Origin of the sequence: Jannaschia marina (genome assembly GCF_013404595.1) — a bacterium.
GTDB lineage: Bacteria > Pseudomonadota > Alphaproteobacteria > Rhodobacterales > Rhodobacteraceae > Jannaschia > Jannaschia marina.
This window is the reverse complement of sequence record NZ_JABVAX010000013.1, coordinates 58938-76874: the sequence shown is the minus strand read 5'-3', so window position 1 is coordinate 76874 and position 17937 is coordinate 58938. Positions and strand designations below refer to the sequence as shown.

The 17937-nt window shown below is 67.2% G+C and carries 20 protein-coding genes and 1 tRNA gene; 4 read left to right on the top strand and 17 right to left on the bottom strand.

What is annotated here, in order from left to right; genetic code table 11:
* Positions 1 to 77: 77 nt before the first annotated feature.
* The 4 genes from HSX43_RS16345 to HSX43_RS16330 form a co-directional block, all read right to left on the bottom strand.
* On the bottom strand, positions 78 to 893 hold the full coding sequence (locus HSX43_RS16345) for a hypothetical protein (RefSeq protein ID WP_179381202.1): 816 nt from the start codon (positions 891 to 893) through the stop codon (positions 78 to 80).
* A gap of 133 nt (positions 894 to 1026) precedes the next feature.
* Positions 1027 to 1101, bottom strand: a tRNA-Gln gene (locus tag HSX43_RS16340).
* A 70-nt stretch (positions 1102 to 1171) separates the two neighbouring features.
* Positions 1172 to 3307, bottom strand: a complete 2136-nt coding sequence (gene scpA, locus HSX43_RS16335) for a methylmalonyl-CoA mutase (protein WP_179381201.1) — start codon at positions 3305 to 3307, stop codon at positions 1172 to 1174.
* Positions 3264 to 4232: a hypothetical protein gene (locus HSX43_RS16330; RefSeq protein ID WP_179381200.1), complete on the bottom strand. Its 969-nt coding sequence runs from the start codon at positions 4230 to 4232 to the stop codon at positions 3264 to 3266. The genes scpA and HSX43_RS16330 overlap by 44 nt, the downstream gene beginning before the upstream one ends.
* Positions 4233 to 4372: 140 nt before the next feature.
* Here HSX43_RS16330 and HSX43_RS16325 point away from each other — a divergent pair, with 140 nt between their 5' ends.
* Positions 4373 to 4828 carry a DUF4174 domain-containing protein gene (locus tag HSX43_RS16325; RefSeq protein ID WP_179381199.1) on the top strand — a complete coding sequence of 152 codons (456 nt, stop codon included), beginning with the start codon at positions 4373 to 4375 and terminating at the stop codon, positions 4826 to 4828.
* Positions 4829 to 5033: 205 nt separating this feature from the next.
* Here the strand turns inward: HSX43_RS16325 and HSX43_RS16320 are convergent, their stop codons facing one another.
* The 10 genes from HSX43_RS16320 to HSX43_RS16280 form a co-directional block, all read right to left on the bottom strand.
* Positions 5034 to 5687, bottom strand: a complete 654-nt coding sequence (locus HSX43_RS16320) for a hypothetical protein (protein ID WP_179381198.1) — start codon at positions 5685 to 5687, stop codon at positions 5034 to 5036.
* Positions 5688 to 5691: 4 nt separating this feature from the next.
* Entirely contained in the window at positions 5692 to 7710 is a 2019-nt protein-coding gene (locus tag HSX43_RS16315) for an acetyl-CoA carboxylase biotin carboxylase subunit (RefSeq protein ID WP_179381197.1), read from the bottom strand.
* Between the two features lie 108 nt (positions 7711 to 7818).
* Positions 7819 to 8013 (bottom strand): hypothetical protein, encoded by a 195-nt coding sequence (locus HSX43_RS16310; RefSeq protein ID WP_179381196.1) that lies wholly within the window; start codon positions 8011 to 8013, stop codon positions 7819 to 7821.
* A gap of 454 nt (positions 8014 to 8467) precedes the next feature.
* Positions 8468 to 8842: a hypothetical protein gene (locus HSX43_RS16305; protein ID WP_179381195.1), complete on the bottom strand. Its 375-nt coding sequence runs from the start codon at positions 8840 to 8842 to the stop codon at positions 8468 to 8470.
* 75 nt (positions 8843 to 8917) lie between these two features.
* Positions 8918 to 9064, bottom strand: a complete 147-nt coding sequence (locus HSX43_RS16300) for a hypothetical protein (RefSeq protein ID WP_179381194.1) — start codon at positions 9062 to 9064, stop codon at positions 8918 to 8920.
* A 318-nt stretch (positions 9065 to 9382) separates the two neighbouring features.
* Positions 9383 to 9511, bottom strand: coding sequence for a hypothetical protein (locus HSX43_RS19860; RefSeq protein ID WP_268884082.1), 129 nt, complete (start codon positions 9509 to 9511; stop codon positions 9383 to 9385).
* Between the two features lie 115 nt (positions 9512 to 9626).
* On the bottom strand, positions 9627 to 10016 hold the full coding sequence (locus tag HSX43_RS16295; RefSeq protein WP_179381193.1) for a DUF6497 family protein: 390 nt from the start codon (positions 10014 to 10016) through the stop codon (positions 9627 to 9629).
* A gap of 25 nt (positions 10017 to 10041) precedes the next feature.
* Complete coding sequence (locus tag HSX43_RS16290) at positions 10042 to 10305, bottom strand: DUF7218 family protein (RefSeq protein ID WP_179381192.1); 264 nt, start codon at positions 10303 to 10305, stop codon at positions 10042 to 10044.
* A gap of 54 nt (positions 10306 to 10359) precedes the next feature.
* Positions 10360 to 10593: a hypothetical protein gene (locus HSX43_RS16285; protein ID WP_235962704.1), complete on the bottom strand. Its 234-nt coding sequence runs from the start codon at positions 10591 to 10593 to the stop codon at positions 10360 to 10362.
* A gap of 122 nt (positions 10594 to 10715) precedes the next feature.
* A complete protein-coding gene (locus tag HSX43_RS16280) occupies positions 10716 to 12248 on the bottom strand; it encodes an acyl-CoA carboxylase subunit beta (protein ID WP_179381191.1) in 1533 nt (510 codons plus the stop codon).
* Positions 12249 to 12471: 223 nt separating this feature from the next.
* Between HSX43_RS16280 and HSX43_RS16275 the strand changes: the two genes are divergently transcribed.
* The 3 genes from HSX43_RS16275 to HSX43_RS16265 are packed head-to-tail and all read left to right on the top strand — an operon-like array spanning position 12472 to position 15617.
* The gene (locus HSX43_RS16275) at positions 12472 to 13686 is read left to right on the top strand and encodes a multidrug effflux MFS transporter (RefSeq protein WP_179381190.1); all 1215 of its coding nucleotides are present in this window, start codon (positions 12472 to 12474) and stop codon (positions 13684 to 13686) included.
* A gap of 46 nt (positions 13687 to 13732) precedes the next feature.
* The gene (locus HSX43_RS16270; protein WP_179381189.1) at positions 13733 to 15112 is read left to right on the top strand and encodes a helix-turn-helix domain-containing protein; all 1380 of its coding nucleotides are present in this window, start codon (positions 13733 to 13735) and stop codon (positions 15110 to 15112) included.
* Positions 15113 to 15158: 46 nt separating this feature from the next.
* Positions 15159 to 15617 (top strand): CoxG family protein, encoded by a 459-nt coding sequence (locus HSX43_RS16265; protein WP_179381188.1) that lies wholly within the window; start codon positions 15159 to 15161, stop codon positions 15615 to 15617.
* 26 nt (positions 15618 to 15643) lie between these two features.
* On the opposite strand, the gene HSX43_RS16260 is transcribed toward HSX43_RS16265, so the two are convergent.
* From HSX43_RS16260 to HSX43_RS16250, 3 genes are all read right to left on the bottom strand, one after another.
* Positions 15644 to 16300 carry a thermonuclease family protein gene (locus HSX43_RS16260; protein ID WP_179381187.1) on the bottom strand — a complete coding sequence of 219 codons (657 nt, stop codon included), beginning with the start codon at positions 16298 to 16300 and terminating at the stop codon, positions 15644 to 15646.
* Positions 16301 to 16368: 68 nt separating this feature from the next.
* Positions 16369 to 17265, bottom strand: a complete 897-nt coding sequence (locus HSX43_RS16255) for a DMT family transporter (RefSeq protein ID WP_179381186.1) — start codon at positions 17263 to 17265, stop codon at positions 16369 to 16371.
* A 40-nt stretch (positions 17266 to 17305) separates the two neighbouring features.
* Positions 17306 to 17899: a LysE/ArgO family amino acid transporter gene (locus HSX43_RS16250; protein ID WP_179381185.1), complete on the bottom strand. Its 594-nt coding sequence runs from the start codon at positions 17897 to 17899 to the stop codon at positions 17306 to 17308.
* Positions 17900 to 17937 lie beyond the last annotated feature (38 nt).

The following is a 17937-nucleotide window of genomic DNA, read 5'->3' as shown; positions in this document are numbered from 1 at the left end:
GACGGACAACCACCGGACGTGGTCTACCGCGCCGGCACGACGATCATGCAACCCGACCAGGAGGCCCAGAGAGTAGCTTAGAAAACGCCAGATCCTGTCCAAGGATCGGGGAGCACCTCAAGGGGCTCGATGCTGACAGCCGTTGCTTCTAAGGGCTGCGATGCGACCGTCGGGACGCATTCGAATTCCGTCGACCCCGGATCGGCATGACCGGCCAGACAAGCAGGGACCCGGGCAACTTCGCGCAGGGGCGAGACCGCCGCTTGGTGAGCGGACGGCCCGTAGTTCAGCGGAACGTCCTCCAACGCCGCGTGCGCCGCCGCATTCGCCTCAAGGGCGGCCCAGCGAAGCTCGAGCCGCAAAGCATCGGACGCCGCATCCGGCAGTCCACAGGCGGAGGCCCGGTCTACGAGTTCATCGCCGTAATCCTCTGATGTGACCTTCCGGAACAGTTCCTCCTGGAGGTTATACGCCCCGGCGCGCGCAGTCTCGTCGAGCTGATCGGCGACGACCTGAGGGACGGTCTCGCAAATGCCGTGATCAACCATCCCCTTCAGCAGACGAGCCATCAGGTCGTTTCGCCGCACCTTGTCCGCCGTCAGGCTGCCATCCATCCGCTCGACCCGCCGCCGCGCGCTCAGACGACGGATGCACCGCTTCAACTCGGCCTGAAAGAAGGCCGTCACGTCCGCCTCGAGCAGCGTGATATGAAGGTCGTCGTCGAGCATTTCGTCCATGCGTGCGGTCAGTTTCACACATGAGGTATGCCCCGATCTTCGATCTGTCGTCCCCAGGGAGACCATGACGGGGCGAATAGATGCGGACAAACCCGGCACGCGCCGTCGGAAGTAAAGGCGGCCGGCATGCTCGTAGAGATAGGGAGTCTGGGTCATGGCGATCCTTGCGATCGCCGCCGAGAGAAGGTGCGCGGGCGAGCCCGTGTGCAACCTTCTGTGCAACCAATTCCTCAGCCGCGCGCACGGACGAGGCGCAAAACCCTGATGCAGAACGAAAAACGAAGGGAATTGGCTGGGGTGGTAGGATTCGAACCTACGACCTGCGGTACCAAAAACCGTTGCGCTACCACTGCGCCACACCCCAACCGTGCGGCGGATTTAGCGGCGGGCGCGAAAGGCCGCAAGCGAAAAATCCGCGCTTGCGGCCCCCGTCTTCAGCCGCGTGCGGCGCGGATCAGCTTGAGGATATCGGCCGCCGCCGCCGGGATGTTCGTGCCCGGCCCGAAGATCGCCGCGACGCCCGCGCGCTTGAGGAAATCGTAGTCCTGCTGCGGGATCACGCCGCCGCAGATCACGATGATCTCCCCGGCCCCCTCGGCCTTGAGCGCCTCGATCAGCTTCGGGGCAAGCGTCTTGTGGCCGGCCGCCTGACTGGAGATGCCGATGACGTGGACGTCGTTGTCGATGGCGTCCTGGGCGGCCTCCTCGGGCGTCTGGAAGAGCGGGCCGACATCCACGTCGAAGCCGATATCGGCAAAAGCCGTCGCGATTACCTTGGCCCCGCGGTCGTGCCCGTCCTGACCCATCTTGACGACGAGCATCCGGGGCCGGCGGCCCTCGGCCTCGGCGAAGTCCTCCACGTCCTTCTGGATCGCGGCGAACCCCGCGTCGCCCTCGTAGGCCGCGCCGTAGACCCCGGCGAGCGTCTTCACCTCGGCCCGGTGCCGGCCGAACGCGTTTTCCATGGCCATGCTGATCTCCCCCACGCTGGCACGGTGACGGGCGGCCTCCACCGCCGCCTCCAGAAGGTTGCCGTCCTCGCGGGCGCGGCGTTCAAGTTCGCCGAGGGCCGCATCGCAGGCGGCCTGATCACGGCTCGACCGGATGCGCTCCAGCCGGGCGACCTGCGCCTCGCGGACCTTGTCGTTGTCGATATCGAGGATGTCGATCTCATCCTCGGTCTCCCGGCGGTACTTGTTGACGCCGACGATCACCTCGTCGCCCTTGTCGATCATAGCCTGCCGGGTGGCCGCACTTTCCTCGATGCGCAACTTCGGCATCCCCGAGGCCACGGCCTTGGTCATGCCCCCCATCTCCTCGACCTCCTCGATGAGCGCCCAGGCGGCCTCGGCCAGATCATGGGTTAGCTTCTCGACGTAGTAGGAGCCGGCCAGCGGATCGACCACGTTCGTCACCCCCGTCTCCTCCTGCAGGATGAGCTGGGTGTTGCGCGCGATCCGGGCGGAATTCTCGGTCGGAAGCGCGATCGCCTCGTCGAAGGAGTTGGTATGCAGCGACTGCGTCCCGCCCAGCACGGCGGCCATCGCCTCGTAGGCGGTGCGCACGACGTTGTTGTAGGGATCCTGCTCCTGCAGGGACACGCCCGAGGTCTGGCAGTGGGTCCGCAGCATCGAGGATTTCGGGTTCTTCGGTTCGAACTCCGCCATGATGCGGTGCCACAGCAGGCGCGCCGCCCGCAGCTTCGCCGCCTCCATGAAGAAATTCATCCCGATCGCGAAGAAGAACGACAGCCGGCCGGCGAAGCGGTCGACGTCCATGCCCCGCGCGATGGCGGTGCGCACGTATTCGCGGCCGTCGGCCAAGGTGTATGCCAGCTCCTGCACAAGGTTCGCCCCGGCCTCCTGCATGTGGTAGCCCGAGATCGAGATGGAGTTGAAGCGCGGCATCTCGTCGGCAGTGTATTCGATGATGTCCGCGATGATCCGCATCGAGGGCTCGGGCGGATATACATAGGTGTTGCGGACCATGAACTCCTTGAGGATGTCGTTCTGGATCGTCCCCGACAGCTGATCGCGGGAGACGCCCTGCTCCTCGCCCGCCACGATGAAATTCGCCAGGATCGGGATCACGGCCCCGTTCATCGTCATCGAGACAGAGACCTTTTCCAGCGGGATGCCGTCGAAGAGGATCTTCATGTCCTCGACGCTGTCGATGGCGACACCCGCCTTGCCCACGTCGCCCACCACGCGCGGATGGTCGCTGTCGTAGCCGCGGTGCGTCGCCAGGTCGAAGGCGACCGAGACGCCCTGTTGTCCGGCGGCAAGCGCCTTGCGGTAGAAGGCATTCGACTCTTCTGCCGTCGAGAACCCCGCGTATTGCCGGATCGTCCAGGGCCGGCCCGCGTACATCGTGGCCTTCACGCCCCGGGTGAAGGGGGCCTCTCCGGGCATCGGACCCAGATGGTCGACGCCCGAGAGGTCGGCGGGCCCATAGACCGGCGCGACGTCGATGCCCTCCAGCGTCTTCCATGTCAGCGCGTCCAGCGGACGGCCGCGCAGCTCGCCCTCAGCCAGCTGCCCCCATCGGGTCTTGTCGTCGGTCTTGGCCATGTCTCGGTCTCCTGTCGCGGAAGGGCCCCTCCGAAGGGGGTCTGATATCGTTGTCTTCGGGGGCGATCAGCCCATCGGCTCCGGCGCGCAGCCAGGCCAGATCGGCGTCGTAGCGGCTGCGCAGATGCGCGCGCTCGTCGGGGGTGAAGGGCGCATAGAGGCCGCCCACCTCGGGCAGCTGCGTCATGCAGCCCTCTTGCCGGAGACGGTCCTGCAGGGCGGCGCAGGTCGGGGCGCGGCGCAGGCGCGGGGCCCCGCGATGCTCCGGCAGGAGATCGGTCAGTTCCATGAGCGCACGCTCGGGATGCGCCGCGCGGTCTTCGTGCATCCAGACGGTCAGCCGGGCACCCGGGAGGGCCTCGGCGACATCCTCGATCACGTCGCGCCAGCCTCGACGAGCCCCGAGCACGGCCTCGATCGTCGCGCGATCGGGCGGGGCAAAACCGCGCGTCATCAGATCGGCAAAAACGCTCGTCCACCAGGCATCCGGGCTGCGGATCGCAAGGGCGACATGGTCGATGCCCGGCATGGCTGCAGCCAATCGCGCGAGGCGCGCGCGGGCCGTCGGGTAGAGCCGCCCGAGCAGAAGGTTTTCGCGCAGGCTGCCGAGGAGGGCCTGATCGGAGATCAACAGACGCGCCGTCCCCTCCGCCTGCATCTCGCTGCGCAACATGGCGATGCGTCCGGCGGCGCGATGGGCGCGGATGTCCCGACCGGTCTCGACGCGCCCCGGATCCCCGATCACGCCCGACATCACGCCGTCGCGCGTGCGGCGCGGCCCCCAATAGGCAATCCCGCGCGACGCCAGCCAGCCCAGATTGCGTGTCAGCAGATGCTGCAGGCTCGTCGCGCCCGTGCGGTGCGCGCCGAGATGGAGCGTCACGGGCGGCAGGGAGGTCAGGTGGGGCATGTCATGTCCTTTCATGTGCCCCTCCCCTCTGCCCCTCGGACCCTGAAATGCGGTTAAAGTTGCGACTTGCGTCAAAAGTGATTGATCCGGCGACCGGAGTCTTCGCCCTGACGGGTCGCGCGCCTATATGTCTGGAAACAAGACGGACGTTTCCAATGCACGCGCTACTCACCTCCTCGCTCCTTTCGCTGGCCCTGACGCTGCCGGCTGTCGCGGCCGACACGCCGTCGCTCGAGGAGGCGTGGCGCGCGGATCCGGCGCAAGTCTTCGACGCGTCGGAGATCGACATCGCGGAGCTCCTCTGGGTCGCACGTCCCGTCGTCGTTTTCGCGAACACGCCGCGCGACCCCTCCTTCGAGGAGCAGATGGAGGAATTGCAGGCCGATCTGCCCGAACTGATCGCCCGGGACGTCATCCTCGTGACCGATACGGATCCGTCGGTCGAAAGCGACCTGCGGCAGCAGTTGCGCCCGCGCGGTTTCATGCTCGTGCTCATCGGGAAGGACGGCGAGGTCGAACTGCGTAAACCCCTGCCTTGGACGGTGCGCGAACTCAGCCGCTCGATCGACAAGATGCCCCTGCGCCAGCGCGAGATAGGGCGCGGACGATGAGAGTTTGGTAAGTATTCACTAACTATTCGATCATCAAAACATTGCGGCAGAGCCGCTCCGACGCTATATTGAGAACGAAGCAAGGGAAGGAAGACATCATGGCACTGCAGACGCGTTCCAAGTCCATTCCCGCCGCCAAGGGCGGTCGTCGGGGACCGCGGCCCTTCTACTAGGGTCCGCGACCGGACGGTCACATCAAAAAATCTCACCGCACGCCTCCGAAGCCGTTCGTCGCGTCGGGCCGCGTGTAAGCCGTAACACGATCTGCGAGTGAATCGTCCAGCCGGACAGCCGCATCGCGCGCAAGCCGCGCGGTATTCGCCATCAGGTCCACATAGTCACGGTAGCTGCGCAGCCGTCGCGCCCCGTCGAGCAGGCCGAACGCCGGGTCGCGCAGGTCCTCGATCATCGAACGCAGATCCGACAAGGTGCTGTAGAACGCGATGACGTCGTCGATCACCTCCTCCGGCAGAAGCGGCACCGCCTCGTCGTTGGCCTCGAAGATGACCGGCGCGCTGACCCGGAAGAAATAGGGCCGGAACGCCGGGTTGGCCGCGATCTCCCGCGCTAGGTCGTCCTTCATCCCCTCGGCATCGGACAACTCCAGCGTCTCGGCATAGTCCGCGATCTCGGCCAGAAGCGCGCGCTGGATATCCGAAGACCGCAGCCGCCGCTCGATCGAGGCCGAAAACTCCCGGAAGAAGAACGTCGCCACCCAGCCGAGCGCGATGAAGGTGCCCGCGAGCGCCGTTCCCTGCACCCGCGCGTTCGCCCAGTCGAGCTCGATCCGCGCCCAGAGGGCAAGGACCAGCCCGAAGACGGACAGAAACGCGAGGACGAGGAACGCGCGGCGGCTCATGGCGTCATTCGAACTCCAGGATGACGTCGTCCACGGCAAGGCTGTCGCCCGGCGCGGCGTTCACCTTCGAGACGCGGCCCTTCTTCTCGGCTCGCAGGATGTTCTCCATCTTCATCGCCTCGACCACGGCCAGCGCCTGCCCCTCCTGCACCTCGTCGCCCTCAGCCACATCGACGCGCACGATCAGCCCCGGCATCGGGCAGAGCAGCATCTTCGACGTGTCGGGCGGCAGTTTCTCGGGCATGAGCGCGGCAAGCTCCGCCTGACGCGGCGTGCGGACATGGACGCGCAGGTCCGCGCCACGGGTGCGCACGCGGAAGCCCTGGGTGATCTTGCCGACCTTCAGCACGATCACCTCGCCCGAGACGGCCACGCGGGCCAGTGTGTCCCCCGGCGTCCAAGCGCTCTCGCAGCGCAGGATCTCGCCGTCGATGGTCACGTCGGCCCCGTCGCGGTCGGCCTCGATCCGCGCCTCGAACCGCGCGCCGCCGAGGGTGACGACCCAACCCTTGCCCACCTTGCGCTCGTGGTTGTCCATCCGGCCCGAAACCCGCGTGCGCCGGATCTCGGCGACCCGGTGCATCGCGGCACAGGCTGCGGCAATGCGCCGCAACTCGGTCTCGTCCAGCGTCACGCCCTCGAAGCCGTCGGGATATTCCTCGGCGATGAAGGCCGTGGTCATGTCGCCCGAGACGAATTTCGGATGGTCCATCACCGCCGAGAGGAACGGCAGGTTGTGCCCGATCCCCTCCACCTCGAAGCCGTCGAGCGCCTGGCGCATCCCTTCGATGGCCTCCGCGCGGCTCGGACCCCAGGTGCAGAGCTTCGCGATCATCGGGTCGTAGTACATGCTGATCTCGCCGCCCTCGTAGACGCCGGTATCGTTGCGCACGACCGGAGCCTGCGGCACTACACCCGGCAGGTAGTCGGGCGTTTCCTCAGGCGGGCGATAACGGGTCAGCCGGCCGATCGAGGGGAGGAAGCCGCGATACGGATCCTCGGCATAGAGGCGGCTCTCGATGGCCCAGCCATTCAGCTTGACGTCGCCCTGCGCGAGGCTCAGCGTCTCGCCGTAGGCCACGCGGATCATGTGCTCCACGAGGTCGACGCCGGTGATCAGCTCCGTCACCGGATGTTCCACCTGCAGACGGGTGTTCATCTCGAGGAAGTAGAAGTTGCGGTCCCCGTCGACGATGAACTCGACCGTGCCGGCGCTCGCGTAGCCGACCGCATGGGCCAGCGCGAGTGACTGCTCGCCCATCGCGCGGCGCGTCTCCTCGTCGAGGAAGGGCGACGGGGCCTCCTCCACGACCTTCTGGTTGCGGCGCTGGATCGAGCATTCGCGCTCGCCCAGATAGACGCCGTTGCCCTGCCCGTCACAAAGCACCTGGATCTCGATGTGGCGCGGCTGGGTGACGAACTTCTCGATGAACATGCGGTCATCGCCGAAGCTCGACGCCGCCTCGTTCTTCGACGCCTGGAAGCCCTCGCGCACCTCGTCGGCATTCCAGGCGATACGCATCCCCTTGCCGCCGCCGCCGGCGCTGGCCTTGAGCATCACCGGAAAGCCGATATCCTCGGAGATGCGCAGCGCCTCGTCGGCATCCTCGATCAGGCCCATGTGACCGGGCACGGTGCTCACGCCCGCATCCTGGGCGATCTTCTTCGATGTGATCTTGTCGCCCATCGCCTCGATCGCGCCCTTCGGCGGCCCGATGAAGGCGACGCCGGCCGCCTCCAGAGCCTCGGCGAATTTCGGGTTCTCGCTGAGGAAGCCATAGCCCGGATGCACCGCCTCCGCGCCCGTCGCCTCGATCGCCTCCATGATCTTGTCGATCACGATATAGGACTGGTTCGCCGGCGGCGGTCCGATGTGCACGGCCTCGTCCGCCATCTGCACGTGCAGGGCGTTGCGGTCGGCGTCGGAATAGACGGCGACCGTGGCGATCCCCATCTTCCGGGCCGTCTTGATGACCCGGCACGCGATCTCGCCCCGGTTCGCGATCAGGATTTTCTTGAACATTGTCCCTCCCCCTCCGGTCTGCGGCCGGATGCGCAAAAGAAAGGGCTGTCCGGTCGAGAGACCGGACAGCCCAGAAATGAGTCTAGAAGCGCCCCGTGGGGCCGCGTCTTAGAAGTCGTTCGCGAGCGCGCCGCCAGCGGCACCGACCGCGGCACCCGTGACGCACTTGCCGTCGTCGATGATCTCACCGACGGCACAGCCGACAACGCCGCCGACGGCCGCGCGCTCGAGGTCGGAACCGGTGTTGCAGGCCGAGAGCCCGGCGACGAGCACGAGGGCGGGAACGATGAACTTGCGGTGCATGGATTGTCTCCGATGTGGTTGTGTGTGTCGAACGCGAACGGTCCGCTGCGGGTTCCGTCCGACATTTCGGCTATTCGAATTGACCCAGCGTCAGAACGGCTCTCGCACCGATGGGGGCGCAGGTGAAAGACCCGCGACCCGTATGACGGATGGGAAAGGAATGAGGCTCCTGCTCGGTCTCTTCTTCTTATAAGAGCGGCTTCGACCCCGACCCGACCGCCGGGGCGGAGAAAAGAATGTCCGGTCAACAACCAGATCAGGGGAACTGGCCGCTGACCGGACAGGGAAGGGGTACGTTTCCACTCGCGATCCGAACGCCGTCCATGGGGAACGGGACATCCGGGCCGCAGGTCGACGTTGCGCCGCGCCGCAGCCGACGCATAGCGCGACGACGATGGACCCCGGCTTTCGGCGCGGAATTGCGCATGGGCGCAATGGATCGGCGGGAACACGCTCACGGATCCTCCCGGTCCTGCAATGGATCGGCGTCGAACAGATCCGGAAACGCCGCCTCCGCGGCCCGCATGTCCACCCGCAGCAGCGCGTCGTAATCGGCCGGATCGAAGGGATCCTCGGCGGGGACGACCTCGCGCCCGAAGAGCCAGGACAACCGGCCCGCGTCGAGGTTGCCCCGCGCGAAAGAGGCATCGCCGAAATGCGAGATCAGGGCTTCGAGGAAGGCACGGTCCGCCTGCCGGTCCGCCGCTTTGCGATCGCGGAACCGTTCGCGTCGGGTCAGCGGCGTCACGCCCTTCTTGTTGGCGCGGCGGATCGTGAACTGGAAATCGGTGCCAGCCAGGCGGCCGGGAAATCCGCGGTGCTTCAACATGGGCCCGTCCCCTTCGGAGCCCCCGCGTCTCGGCGGACGGTCAGGGCGGGGTCTGCCCCCCGCCCTGACGCGCGATCAATGGAATTTGCCGCTGACGGGCTCGACCACGACGGGGGCCGGCTCGACGATGACGATCTCTTCCGGCTCGGGGTTCGAGAGGAAGCAGCCCGAGAGGGCCGTAAGCGCCGCGAGCGCGACGGTGAGTTTAGCGATGCTCGACATTCAGTTCTCCTGACGTTGACGGGCGGTGCCGGGGTTTCACACCCGGCACCGCCCGTGATGACAGCCGCACATGCGCGGCCTGTGGAGAACTTACCAGAAGATGCCGGCTCCCGATACGGGTGCCCCAGAATTGCCCCAGTTGCATCAGGGGCTTGTGTCAGCCCCGCATCAACGGCCATCGCCCGCCGCACTGTCGCCACGATGGAAACGGACAACCTCGAACGAAAAAGGGCCGGTCGCGCGACGATGCACGCAACCGACCCATATTCTTCAGAGGCGCGCGGGATACAGGCCCGGCGCGCCGCCGCGGCGTTCGCCTCAGAACTTGCCGGAAATCGGCTCGGGCTCGACGGGAACGATGACGACTTCCTCTTCCTCGGGGGCACCGCAGGCAACGAGCGTGGCGGTGACGCCGAGGATGGCGAAGGCTTTGACGAACTTTTGCATGTCTTTCTCCAATAGGTCTGGGACGCGTGGCAGATTCGGTGTGCGCCCCCGATGCCACAACGTTGTGACAGCAACGCAGGTTCCTGCAAGGGGATCGTCCGAAAACCCGCCTTCATCAGAAGTCTTCCGGCAAACATTCGCCGTTCTCGATCGAATAAACGCTGAAATATTGGGTGGCTTCGGGATCCGTCGCGCCCCGCGGCACCGGTCGATCCATCAGCGTCACCACAACGGTATCTGCACGGGACGCCGGCAATTCGGCCAGAGGAACCGCGTGGGTGGCGCAGAGCCAGTCGAGATCCTCGAAGGCCGCCTCCACATCGACCGTGCCGCCCTCGCGCGCGATGCCGGGCGCGATGAAGCGCAGCACGGCCTGCGTGCCGGTACCCGCAACACGCTCCCAGACGACTTCCCAGAGCACGAGAGCCTGCCCGGACGGCAATTGTTCCTGCGCCGCGACCGGCCCCGCCGCGAGGGCGAGGGCAAAGGCGAGACCACCCCTCATCGGGCGGCCCCGTTCGCAGAGCCGATCAGGCGGCGCGCAAGGCGTCGATCAGCTCGTCCTTCGTCATATCCGAGCGCCCCTCGACGTCGAGTTCCTGCGCGCGGTGATAGAGGTCGTCGCGACGCCATTGCTCGTAGGGCGGCTGCTTGCCACCCTTCTCGGACGGCGACATCGCGTCGTTTGCCTGAGCATTGGCGATCCGCGCAGCCTTCTGCTTCGAGGCACCGTCTTCGCGCAGGGCTTCGTAGGTGGCATCGTCCTTGATGCTGGCACCGTGGTCTTTCGGCATGGCGACATCCTCCTGTTTCGGAGGGCAACGCCCCATCGGGCCGCGCGGTTCCTCTCACCGGTGTCGGGCCGCACGCAGCCAGGCGGCGCGCACACGCGGCTCCTCCAGAAGCGCGGCGATCCGGTCGGGCAGATCCGGCGGCGCGACGCCCGCGACGCTTCCGCCCGCCCGCAGCAGAAGCCCCGCCCGGTCGCGCGTCACCGAGATCACCGGTGCAAAGCCCCGCACCCGCCGCAGCCGCCGCCATATATCCTGCCGCACTGCATGGGCGAGGCGTCGGCGTCCCATGTCCGGCAGACGCGTCTCGGCCCAGGCATCCCACTGCGCCGGCCTCCGACGCGCGATCACATAGGTCGCCCCATCGTCCGATACGTGCCAGCCGCGCCTGTCCCATCGCCACGTGCCTCCGTTCAAAGCGGAATGGTATCGTGCTTGCGCCACGGCCGCTCCTGCCGCTTCTGCCGCAGGGACGCGAAGGCCCGCGCGACCCGCTTGCGCGTCGAGTGGGGCATGATGACCTCGTCGATGAATCCCTTTTCGGCCGCCACGAAGGGGTTCGCGAAGCGGTCCTCGTAATCCGCCGTGCGCGCCGCGATCTTGTCGGCGTCCCCGAACTCGGAGCGATAGAGGATCTCCACCGCGCCCTTCGATCCCATCACCGCGATCTCGGAGGTCGGCCAGGCATAGTTGAAATCGCCCGCCAGATGCTTCGACGCCATGACCACATAGGCACCGCCATAGGCCTTGCGCGTGATGACGGTGACCTTCGGCACCGTCGCCTCGCCATAGGCGAAGAGCAGCTTCGCCCCGTGCTTGATGACGCCGCCGTACTCCTGGCTCGTGCCCGGAAGGAAGCCCGGCACGTCCACCAGCGTCAGGAGCGGAATGTCGAACGCGTCGCAGAAGCGCACGAACTTCGCGGCCTTGCGGGAACTGTCGATGTCGAGGCAGCCCGCCAGGACCATCGGCTGATTGGCGACGACGCCGACCGTGCGTCCTTCCAGACGGATGAAACCGGTCAGGATGTTGCCCGCATAGTCGGCCTGAAGCTCGAAGAAGTCGCCTTCGTCGGCCAGCTTCTCGATCAGCTCCTTCATGTCGTAGGGCATGTTGGGGTTATCGGGGACCAGCGTGTCGAGACTGTCCTCGATCCGGCCCGGATCGTCGAAGAACGGGCGGACCGGCACCCGCGCCTGGTTGTTGAGCGGCAGGAAGTCGACCAGGCGGCGGACTTCGGCCAGCGCCTCTACGTCGTTCTCGAAGGCCGCATCGGCGACGCCGGACTTCTTCGTGTGGGCCGACGCGCCGCCCAGCTCCTCGGCCGTGACGACCTCGTTCGTGACGGTCTTCACCACGTCCGGGCCGGTGACGAACATGTAGGAGCTGTCTTTCACCATGAAGATGAAGTCGGTCATGGCCGGCGAATAGACCGCGCCGCCCGCGCAGGGGCCCATGATGACGCTGATCTGCGGGATCACGCCCGAGGCGTCGATGTTGCGTTGGAAGACGTCGCCGTAGCCCGCGAGCGACATCACCCCTTCCTGGATGCGCGCGCCGCCGGAATCGTTCAATCCGATGACCGGCGCGCCGTTCTGCATCGCCATGTCCTGGATCTTGACGATCTTCGCGGCATGCGTCTCGGACACGGAGCCGCCCATGACGGTGAAGTCCTGGCTGAAGACATAGACGAGGCGACCGTTGATCGTGCCCCAGCCCGTAACCACACCGTCGCCGGCAGGCCGCTCCTTGTCCATGCCGAAGTCCGTGGCGCGGTGGGCCACGAATGTGTCGGACTCCTCGAAGGAGCTGTCGTCGAGCAGGAGCTCGATGCGCTCGCGCGCGGTCAGCTTGCCCTTGGCGTGCTGCGCGTCGATCCGGCGCTGCCCCCCGCCGAGGCGCGCCTCCGTCCGACGGCTTTCAAGCTCCGTGAGAATATCCTTCATGGCGCGTCCTCCCTTTCCCGCGCTTCTAGACGCTGCACTGCGGCACGAAAAGCGCGAATTGGAATATTTGCAAAGACTAATCCGGCCGCTCTTATGAATTTGAAAATCTGCAAATACCCCCGATCCCATTGCCCCACTTCCGCGCACGGCTAGCTTGCCTCGCACACCCGCCTGTGCATCCAGAGGTAGAGACAGACTGCATTCAAAGGCGTAACGCACGACCATGGCCACCCTGACCGACCCACAGCCGCGCGCGTCCCGGACGCCGCCGCATATCCTGACGCTCGTGGCGCTGGTCGGCGTGTCCACGCTGTCGATGAACGTCTTCCTGCCGTCCCTGCCGACGATGGCGGACTACTTCGCGGCGGATTACGGCCTCGTTCAGCTCTCGGTCGGGCTCTACCTCGGCGTCAACGCCGCGCTTCAGCTCGTCGTCGGCCCGATCTCCGATCGCTACGGCCGCCGCCCCGTCATCCTGACCGGCCTCGTCCTCTTCATGCTCGCCACCGTCGGATGCCTGGTGGCCACCACGATCGAGACGTTCCTCTTCTTCCGCATGGCGCAGGCGGCCATCGTCGTCGCGATGGTCCTGAGCCGCGCCGTGGTGCGCGACCTCTACCCGCAGGACAAGGCCGCCTCCATGCTGGGCTACGTCACCATGGGCATGTCGGTCGTCCCCATGGTCGGCCCGGCCATCGGCGGCGTACTCGAAGCCCAGTTCGGCTGGCAATCGAACTTCTGGCTCCTGCTCGGCGCTGGCGTCCTGCTCTGGATCCTGACCTACCGAGACCTGGGCGAAACCGCGCCGCGCGGCACCGGCAACCTGCGCGAGCAGGTGCGCCAGTATCCCGAGCTTCTGACCTCCCGCCGGTTCTGGGGCTATTGCGCCGCCTCCGCCTTCGCCAGCGGCTCCTTCTTCGCCTACCTCGGCGGGGCCCCCTACGTCGGAACGGAGGTCTTCTCGATGGATCCCGCCACGCTCGGCCTGTTCTTCGGCGCGCCGGCCGTCGGCTATCTCGTGGGCAACGGCATCTCGGGCCGCTTTTCGCAGGCGATGGGCATCGACCGGATGATCCTGATCGGGGCCGTCGGTCAGGCCGCGGGCCTCGCGCTCCTCGGCGGCCTTACGGTGACGGGCTTCACCTCGCACTGGGTCTTCTTCGGGTTCATGACCTGCGTGGGCCTCGGCAACGGCCTCGTCATCCCGAACGCGACCGCCGGGATGCTCTCGGTCAAGCCGCATCTCGCCGGCACCGCCTCGGGCCTCGGCGGCGCGATGATGATCGGTGGAGGGGCTGCGCTCTCGGCCGTGGCCGGCTGGCTCCTCGCGTTCGGCGGCGGGGCGCTCCCGCTCGTCGCACTGATGATCGCTTCGGCCAGCTGCTCGGTCGTGGCCACGCTGCTCACCATCCGCCGCAACCGCGCGCTCGCGGGCTGACAGTCGCCTGCAAAGCCTGCTAAGGGCGCTTTGCAAAGGAGGCGGGATGGCCGTTCGAAAACTCTATGCCGGGGCAAAGCTGCGCGAGGTTCGCACGCGCATGGGGCTCACGCAGACCGATTTCGCGGCGCGGCTCGGCATCTCGCTGCCCTATCTGAACCAGATGGAGAACAACAACCGGCCGGTCTCCACCGCGGTCGTCCTGGCCCTCGCCCGCGAGTTCGGCTTCGACGTGACCGAGCTCGGTGCCGGCGACGACGAGCGCCTCGTCTCCGACATGCGCGAGGCGCTTGCCGATCCGGTCTTCGCCGACACCGTGCCCATGGCCGACCTGCGCCTGACCGGGGCGAATGCGCCGGCCCTGGCGCGCGCCTTCCTGACGCTCCACCGCGCCTATCGGGACGGGGCGGAACGGCTCGCGTCGCTCGATGCGGCGCTTGGCTTATCCGGAAACCTGGCCCCTTCTCCGTGGGAGGAAGTGCGCGACTTCTTTCACTATTGCGACAATTACATCGATGCCGTCGATCGCGCCGCCGAAACCTTCGCCACGCAGCTCGGCCCCGACCTCGACGCCGGCCTCGCCAAGTGGTGGGCCAACCGCAACGTCGCCGTCACGCGTACGGACGGCCCGCGGCTGCGGCAGTACGACCGGGAGACCCGACGCCTGACCCTCTCGGCTCGTGCATCCGCCGCGACCAACCGGTTCCAGCAGCTTCACCAGGTCGCCCTCATCGCGCAGGCCAAGCTGCTCGACGCCACGCTCGACCTCGCCCGCTTCGGCAGCGCCGACGCCCGCGCCATCGCCCGCACGGGGCTCGCCAACTACTTCGCAGGTGCCGCGCTCATGCCCTACGAGGCATTTCGCACCGCCGCAGAAGAAACGCGCCACGACCTCGAGCGCCTTGCCCGCCGTTTCGGGGCGTCGCTCGAACAGGTCGCCCACCGGCTCTCGACGCTGCAGCGGCCCGGCGCGAAAGGCGTGCCCTTCTTCTTCGTCCGCGTCGATCAGGCCGGGCAGATCACCAAGCGCCACTCCGCCACGCGACTGCAATTCGCGCGCTACGGCGGGGCCTGCCCGCTCTGGAACGTCCACGCCGCCTTCGAGATGCCGGGCCGCTTCCTGCGGCAGCTGGCGGAAACCCCTGACGGCGTTCGCTATTTCTGCCTCGCACACGACATCTCCGCCTCGGGCGGAGCCTTCGGCGCACCGGTCCGCCGCCACGCCATCGCGCTCGGCTGCGAAGTCCGCCACGCGCCGCGCATCACCTATGCCGACGGCCTCGACCTCGACGCCCGGTTCGAGCCCATCGGCATCTCCTGCCGCATCTGCGAGCGCGTCGCCTGCCACCAGCGCGCGGTTCCGCCGCTGGAGCGCCCCCTGCGGATCGACCCCGACGACCGCGGGCAATTGCCCTACGACTTGTGAAGTCACGAGACTTCGGGCCAAATCGCCGCAACGGACGGAGGACATCATGGAACTGACCGGTAGCCGCACCATCGCCGCCCCGCGCGAGGTGGTCTGGGCCAAGCTGAACAACGCGGAGACGCTCAAGGCCTGTATCCCGGGTTGCGAGGAACTGACCGGCTCGCCCGAGGAGGGGTTCGAGGCCGTCGTGAAGCAGAAGGTCGGCCCGGTGAAGGCCACCTTCAAAGGCACCGTCACGGTCTCCGATGCACGCCCGCCCGAGAGCTACCGCATCGCCGGCGAAGGCAAGGGCGGCGTCGCGGGCTTCGCCAAGGGCGGCGCGGACGTGACGCTGACCGAGGTGCCCGACGGGACGGAACTGGCCTATGCCGTCGACGCCAAGGTCGGCGGCAAGATCGCACAGCTCGGCTCCCGCCTGATCGACAGTTTCGCAGCGAAAATGGCGGATGCCTTCTTCGAGAACTTCAAGGCGCAGGTCGAGGGGACGGACGCCGAGAAGACGTGAATGTCACATCGTAACTGACTGATCTGTCAGGATCGTGCCGGACGCCACCCGGCAGCTCTCGCTTCACCCTCGGAGCAGAACCAGCGCTCTCCCTTCCGCTCGCTGATCCGCGTGCTGGCGTAGTCGCGGCTTCCAGGCAGGTGGTAGATGCGGCCGTTGTCGCTGATGTTGCCCTTGATCTCACAGCGGCCCGTCGGGGCGAAATCCGCGGCCCGCTGACGGCGCTGCGCGGCCCGCCACTCCGCCGGATCCTGCATCTCGTAGGCCCAGAGCCCGCGCGAGAAGAGCACGGCCTCCTTCTGCGCTTCGAAATAGGTGGGATCGTCGCGGTAGATGCGGGCGTAGCCCTGCCGTACGATTTCCGCGTTCACGTCCGCACCCTCCACGAAACAGACGGCGAGCGCGCGGTCGTAGGCGTCGTATTCCTGTACCTCGCAACGGGCCCGGGTCCCCTCGTAGAGCGCGCGCACCGCCTCGGTCGCCATCATGCCACAGGGCAGCTCGGCCCCTCCGCCGTCGCGACAGGTCTGCGCGCCCTCGGCGGCGTCGATTCCGATCAGGCGCACGTTGACCGGCGCGCCGACGTCGAAGGTGTCGGCGTCGACGACCCGGATCGGCCCTTCGAGTACCTCCGCCGAAAGCGGTGAAGCGAGGAGCAAGAGAGGTGAACAAAGTCTGAACATGCGCTCCCGGATGCACCGCCGGCCGGCCGCGCACAAGGGGGAACGTTAAGAAAGCCTTAACGCGCGGATCACTGCTTCGTCGCGTGCGGGACGGGTGTGATCGGCCGTTTCAGCCGCGCCTCGCGCCAGGCGATGAAGCTGACCGAGGCGATGATGATCCCCGCGCCGAGGATGACGAAGAGGTCCGGCGGCTCGTCGAAGACCGCCCAGCCGAGGAGGACGGCCCAGACCATCTGCAGGAAGGTCACCGGCTGCGTGACCGAGATCGGCGCGGCGGCGAAAGCGCGCGCCATCGCATAGTGGCCGGCCGTCGCGAAGACCGCGACGAGGAGCATCCAGCCGAGGTCGGCGAGCGTCGGCGTCACCCAGACCGCCCAGGCGAAGGGCGCGAGCCCGATCGTGACCGTGACCGACAGCATCGCGACCACGACGGAGGCCGGGTGCCTGTCGGAGAGCGGTTTCGCCAGCAGGTAGCTCGCCCCGAAGAGCACCGCCGTCCCGAGCATCGCCACGTGCCCGGCCTCCACCTCGCGGAAGCCGGGACGCAGGATCACGACGACGCCCCCGAGCGCCGCCAGAACGGCGAGGATCCGCCGCGCCGCCAGTGGCTCACCCAGGAAGAGCGCCGCGCCGAGCGTGACATAGACCGGGTTGAGGTAGTTCATCGCCGTCACTTCTGCGATCGCGATCTGGGTCATCGCGAAGAACCAGAACATCACGGCGAGCGTGTGCACCGCCCCGCGCCCGGCAAACATCGCCAAGTCCCGCGCCGGCATCCGGACCGCCATCAGGCTGCGCAGGAAGGGCAGCAGGAAGACGAGGCCGAGAAGGTAGCGCAGGAAGGCCGCCTCGGCCGCCGGCAGGTCCTGCCCCGCGTGTTTCACGACGGCCGTGACCGCGATGAAGCACAGCCCCGTGGCGATCATCCAGAGGATGCCTTGCAGGGGGCGTGAAGGCGGCGTCATGGCCCTTCCCTGCGCCTCTTTCGCTGCTATCGCAAGCGGATCAGGCGGAAAGCAGGCTTGCGGCGATCGTCCACATCACGAGCGCGATCATCCCGTCGAGCACCCGCCAGGCCGCCGGTCGCGCGAAGACCGGGCGCAGGAGCGCCGCCCCGAATCCGACGGATGTGAAGAAGATCCATGCGGCAAGGATGCAACCCGCACCGAAGAGAAGCGGCGCCGGGTACTGCGTGGAGATCGAGCCGAGCAGGATCACCGTGTCGAGATAGACATGCGGGTTGAGCCAGGTGATCGCCAGCGCCGTCAGCACCGTGCGGCGCAGCGATCCGCCCTGCCCCTCGGCCCGCAGCGCCGCACCGCCGATCCAGGCGGCCCAGGCCGCGCGCGCGCCGTAGGCGAGGAGGAAGGCCGCCCCGCCATAGCGGAACATCGGCAGGATCCACGGCGCGGCCTCGACGAGGGCGCCGAGGCCCAGAACGCCCGAGGTGACGAGGACACTTTCGGAGAGCGAGCAGACCAGCACCACCGCCCAGACGTGCTCACCACGCAGGCCCTGCCGCAGGACGAAGGCGTTCTGCGCCCCGATGGCGAGGATGAGCGAGAGGCCGAGACCGAGGCCGGAAAGGAAGGACATCATCCGGCGCTGATGGACCCGCGCTGCAATCAGTGCAACTT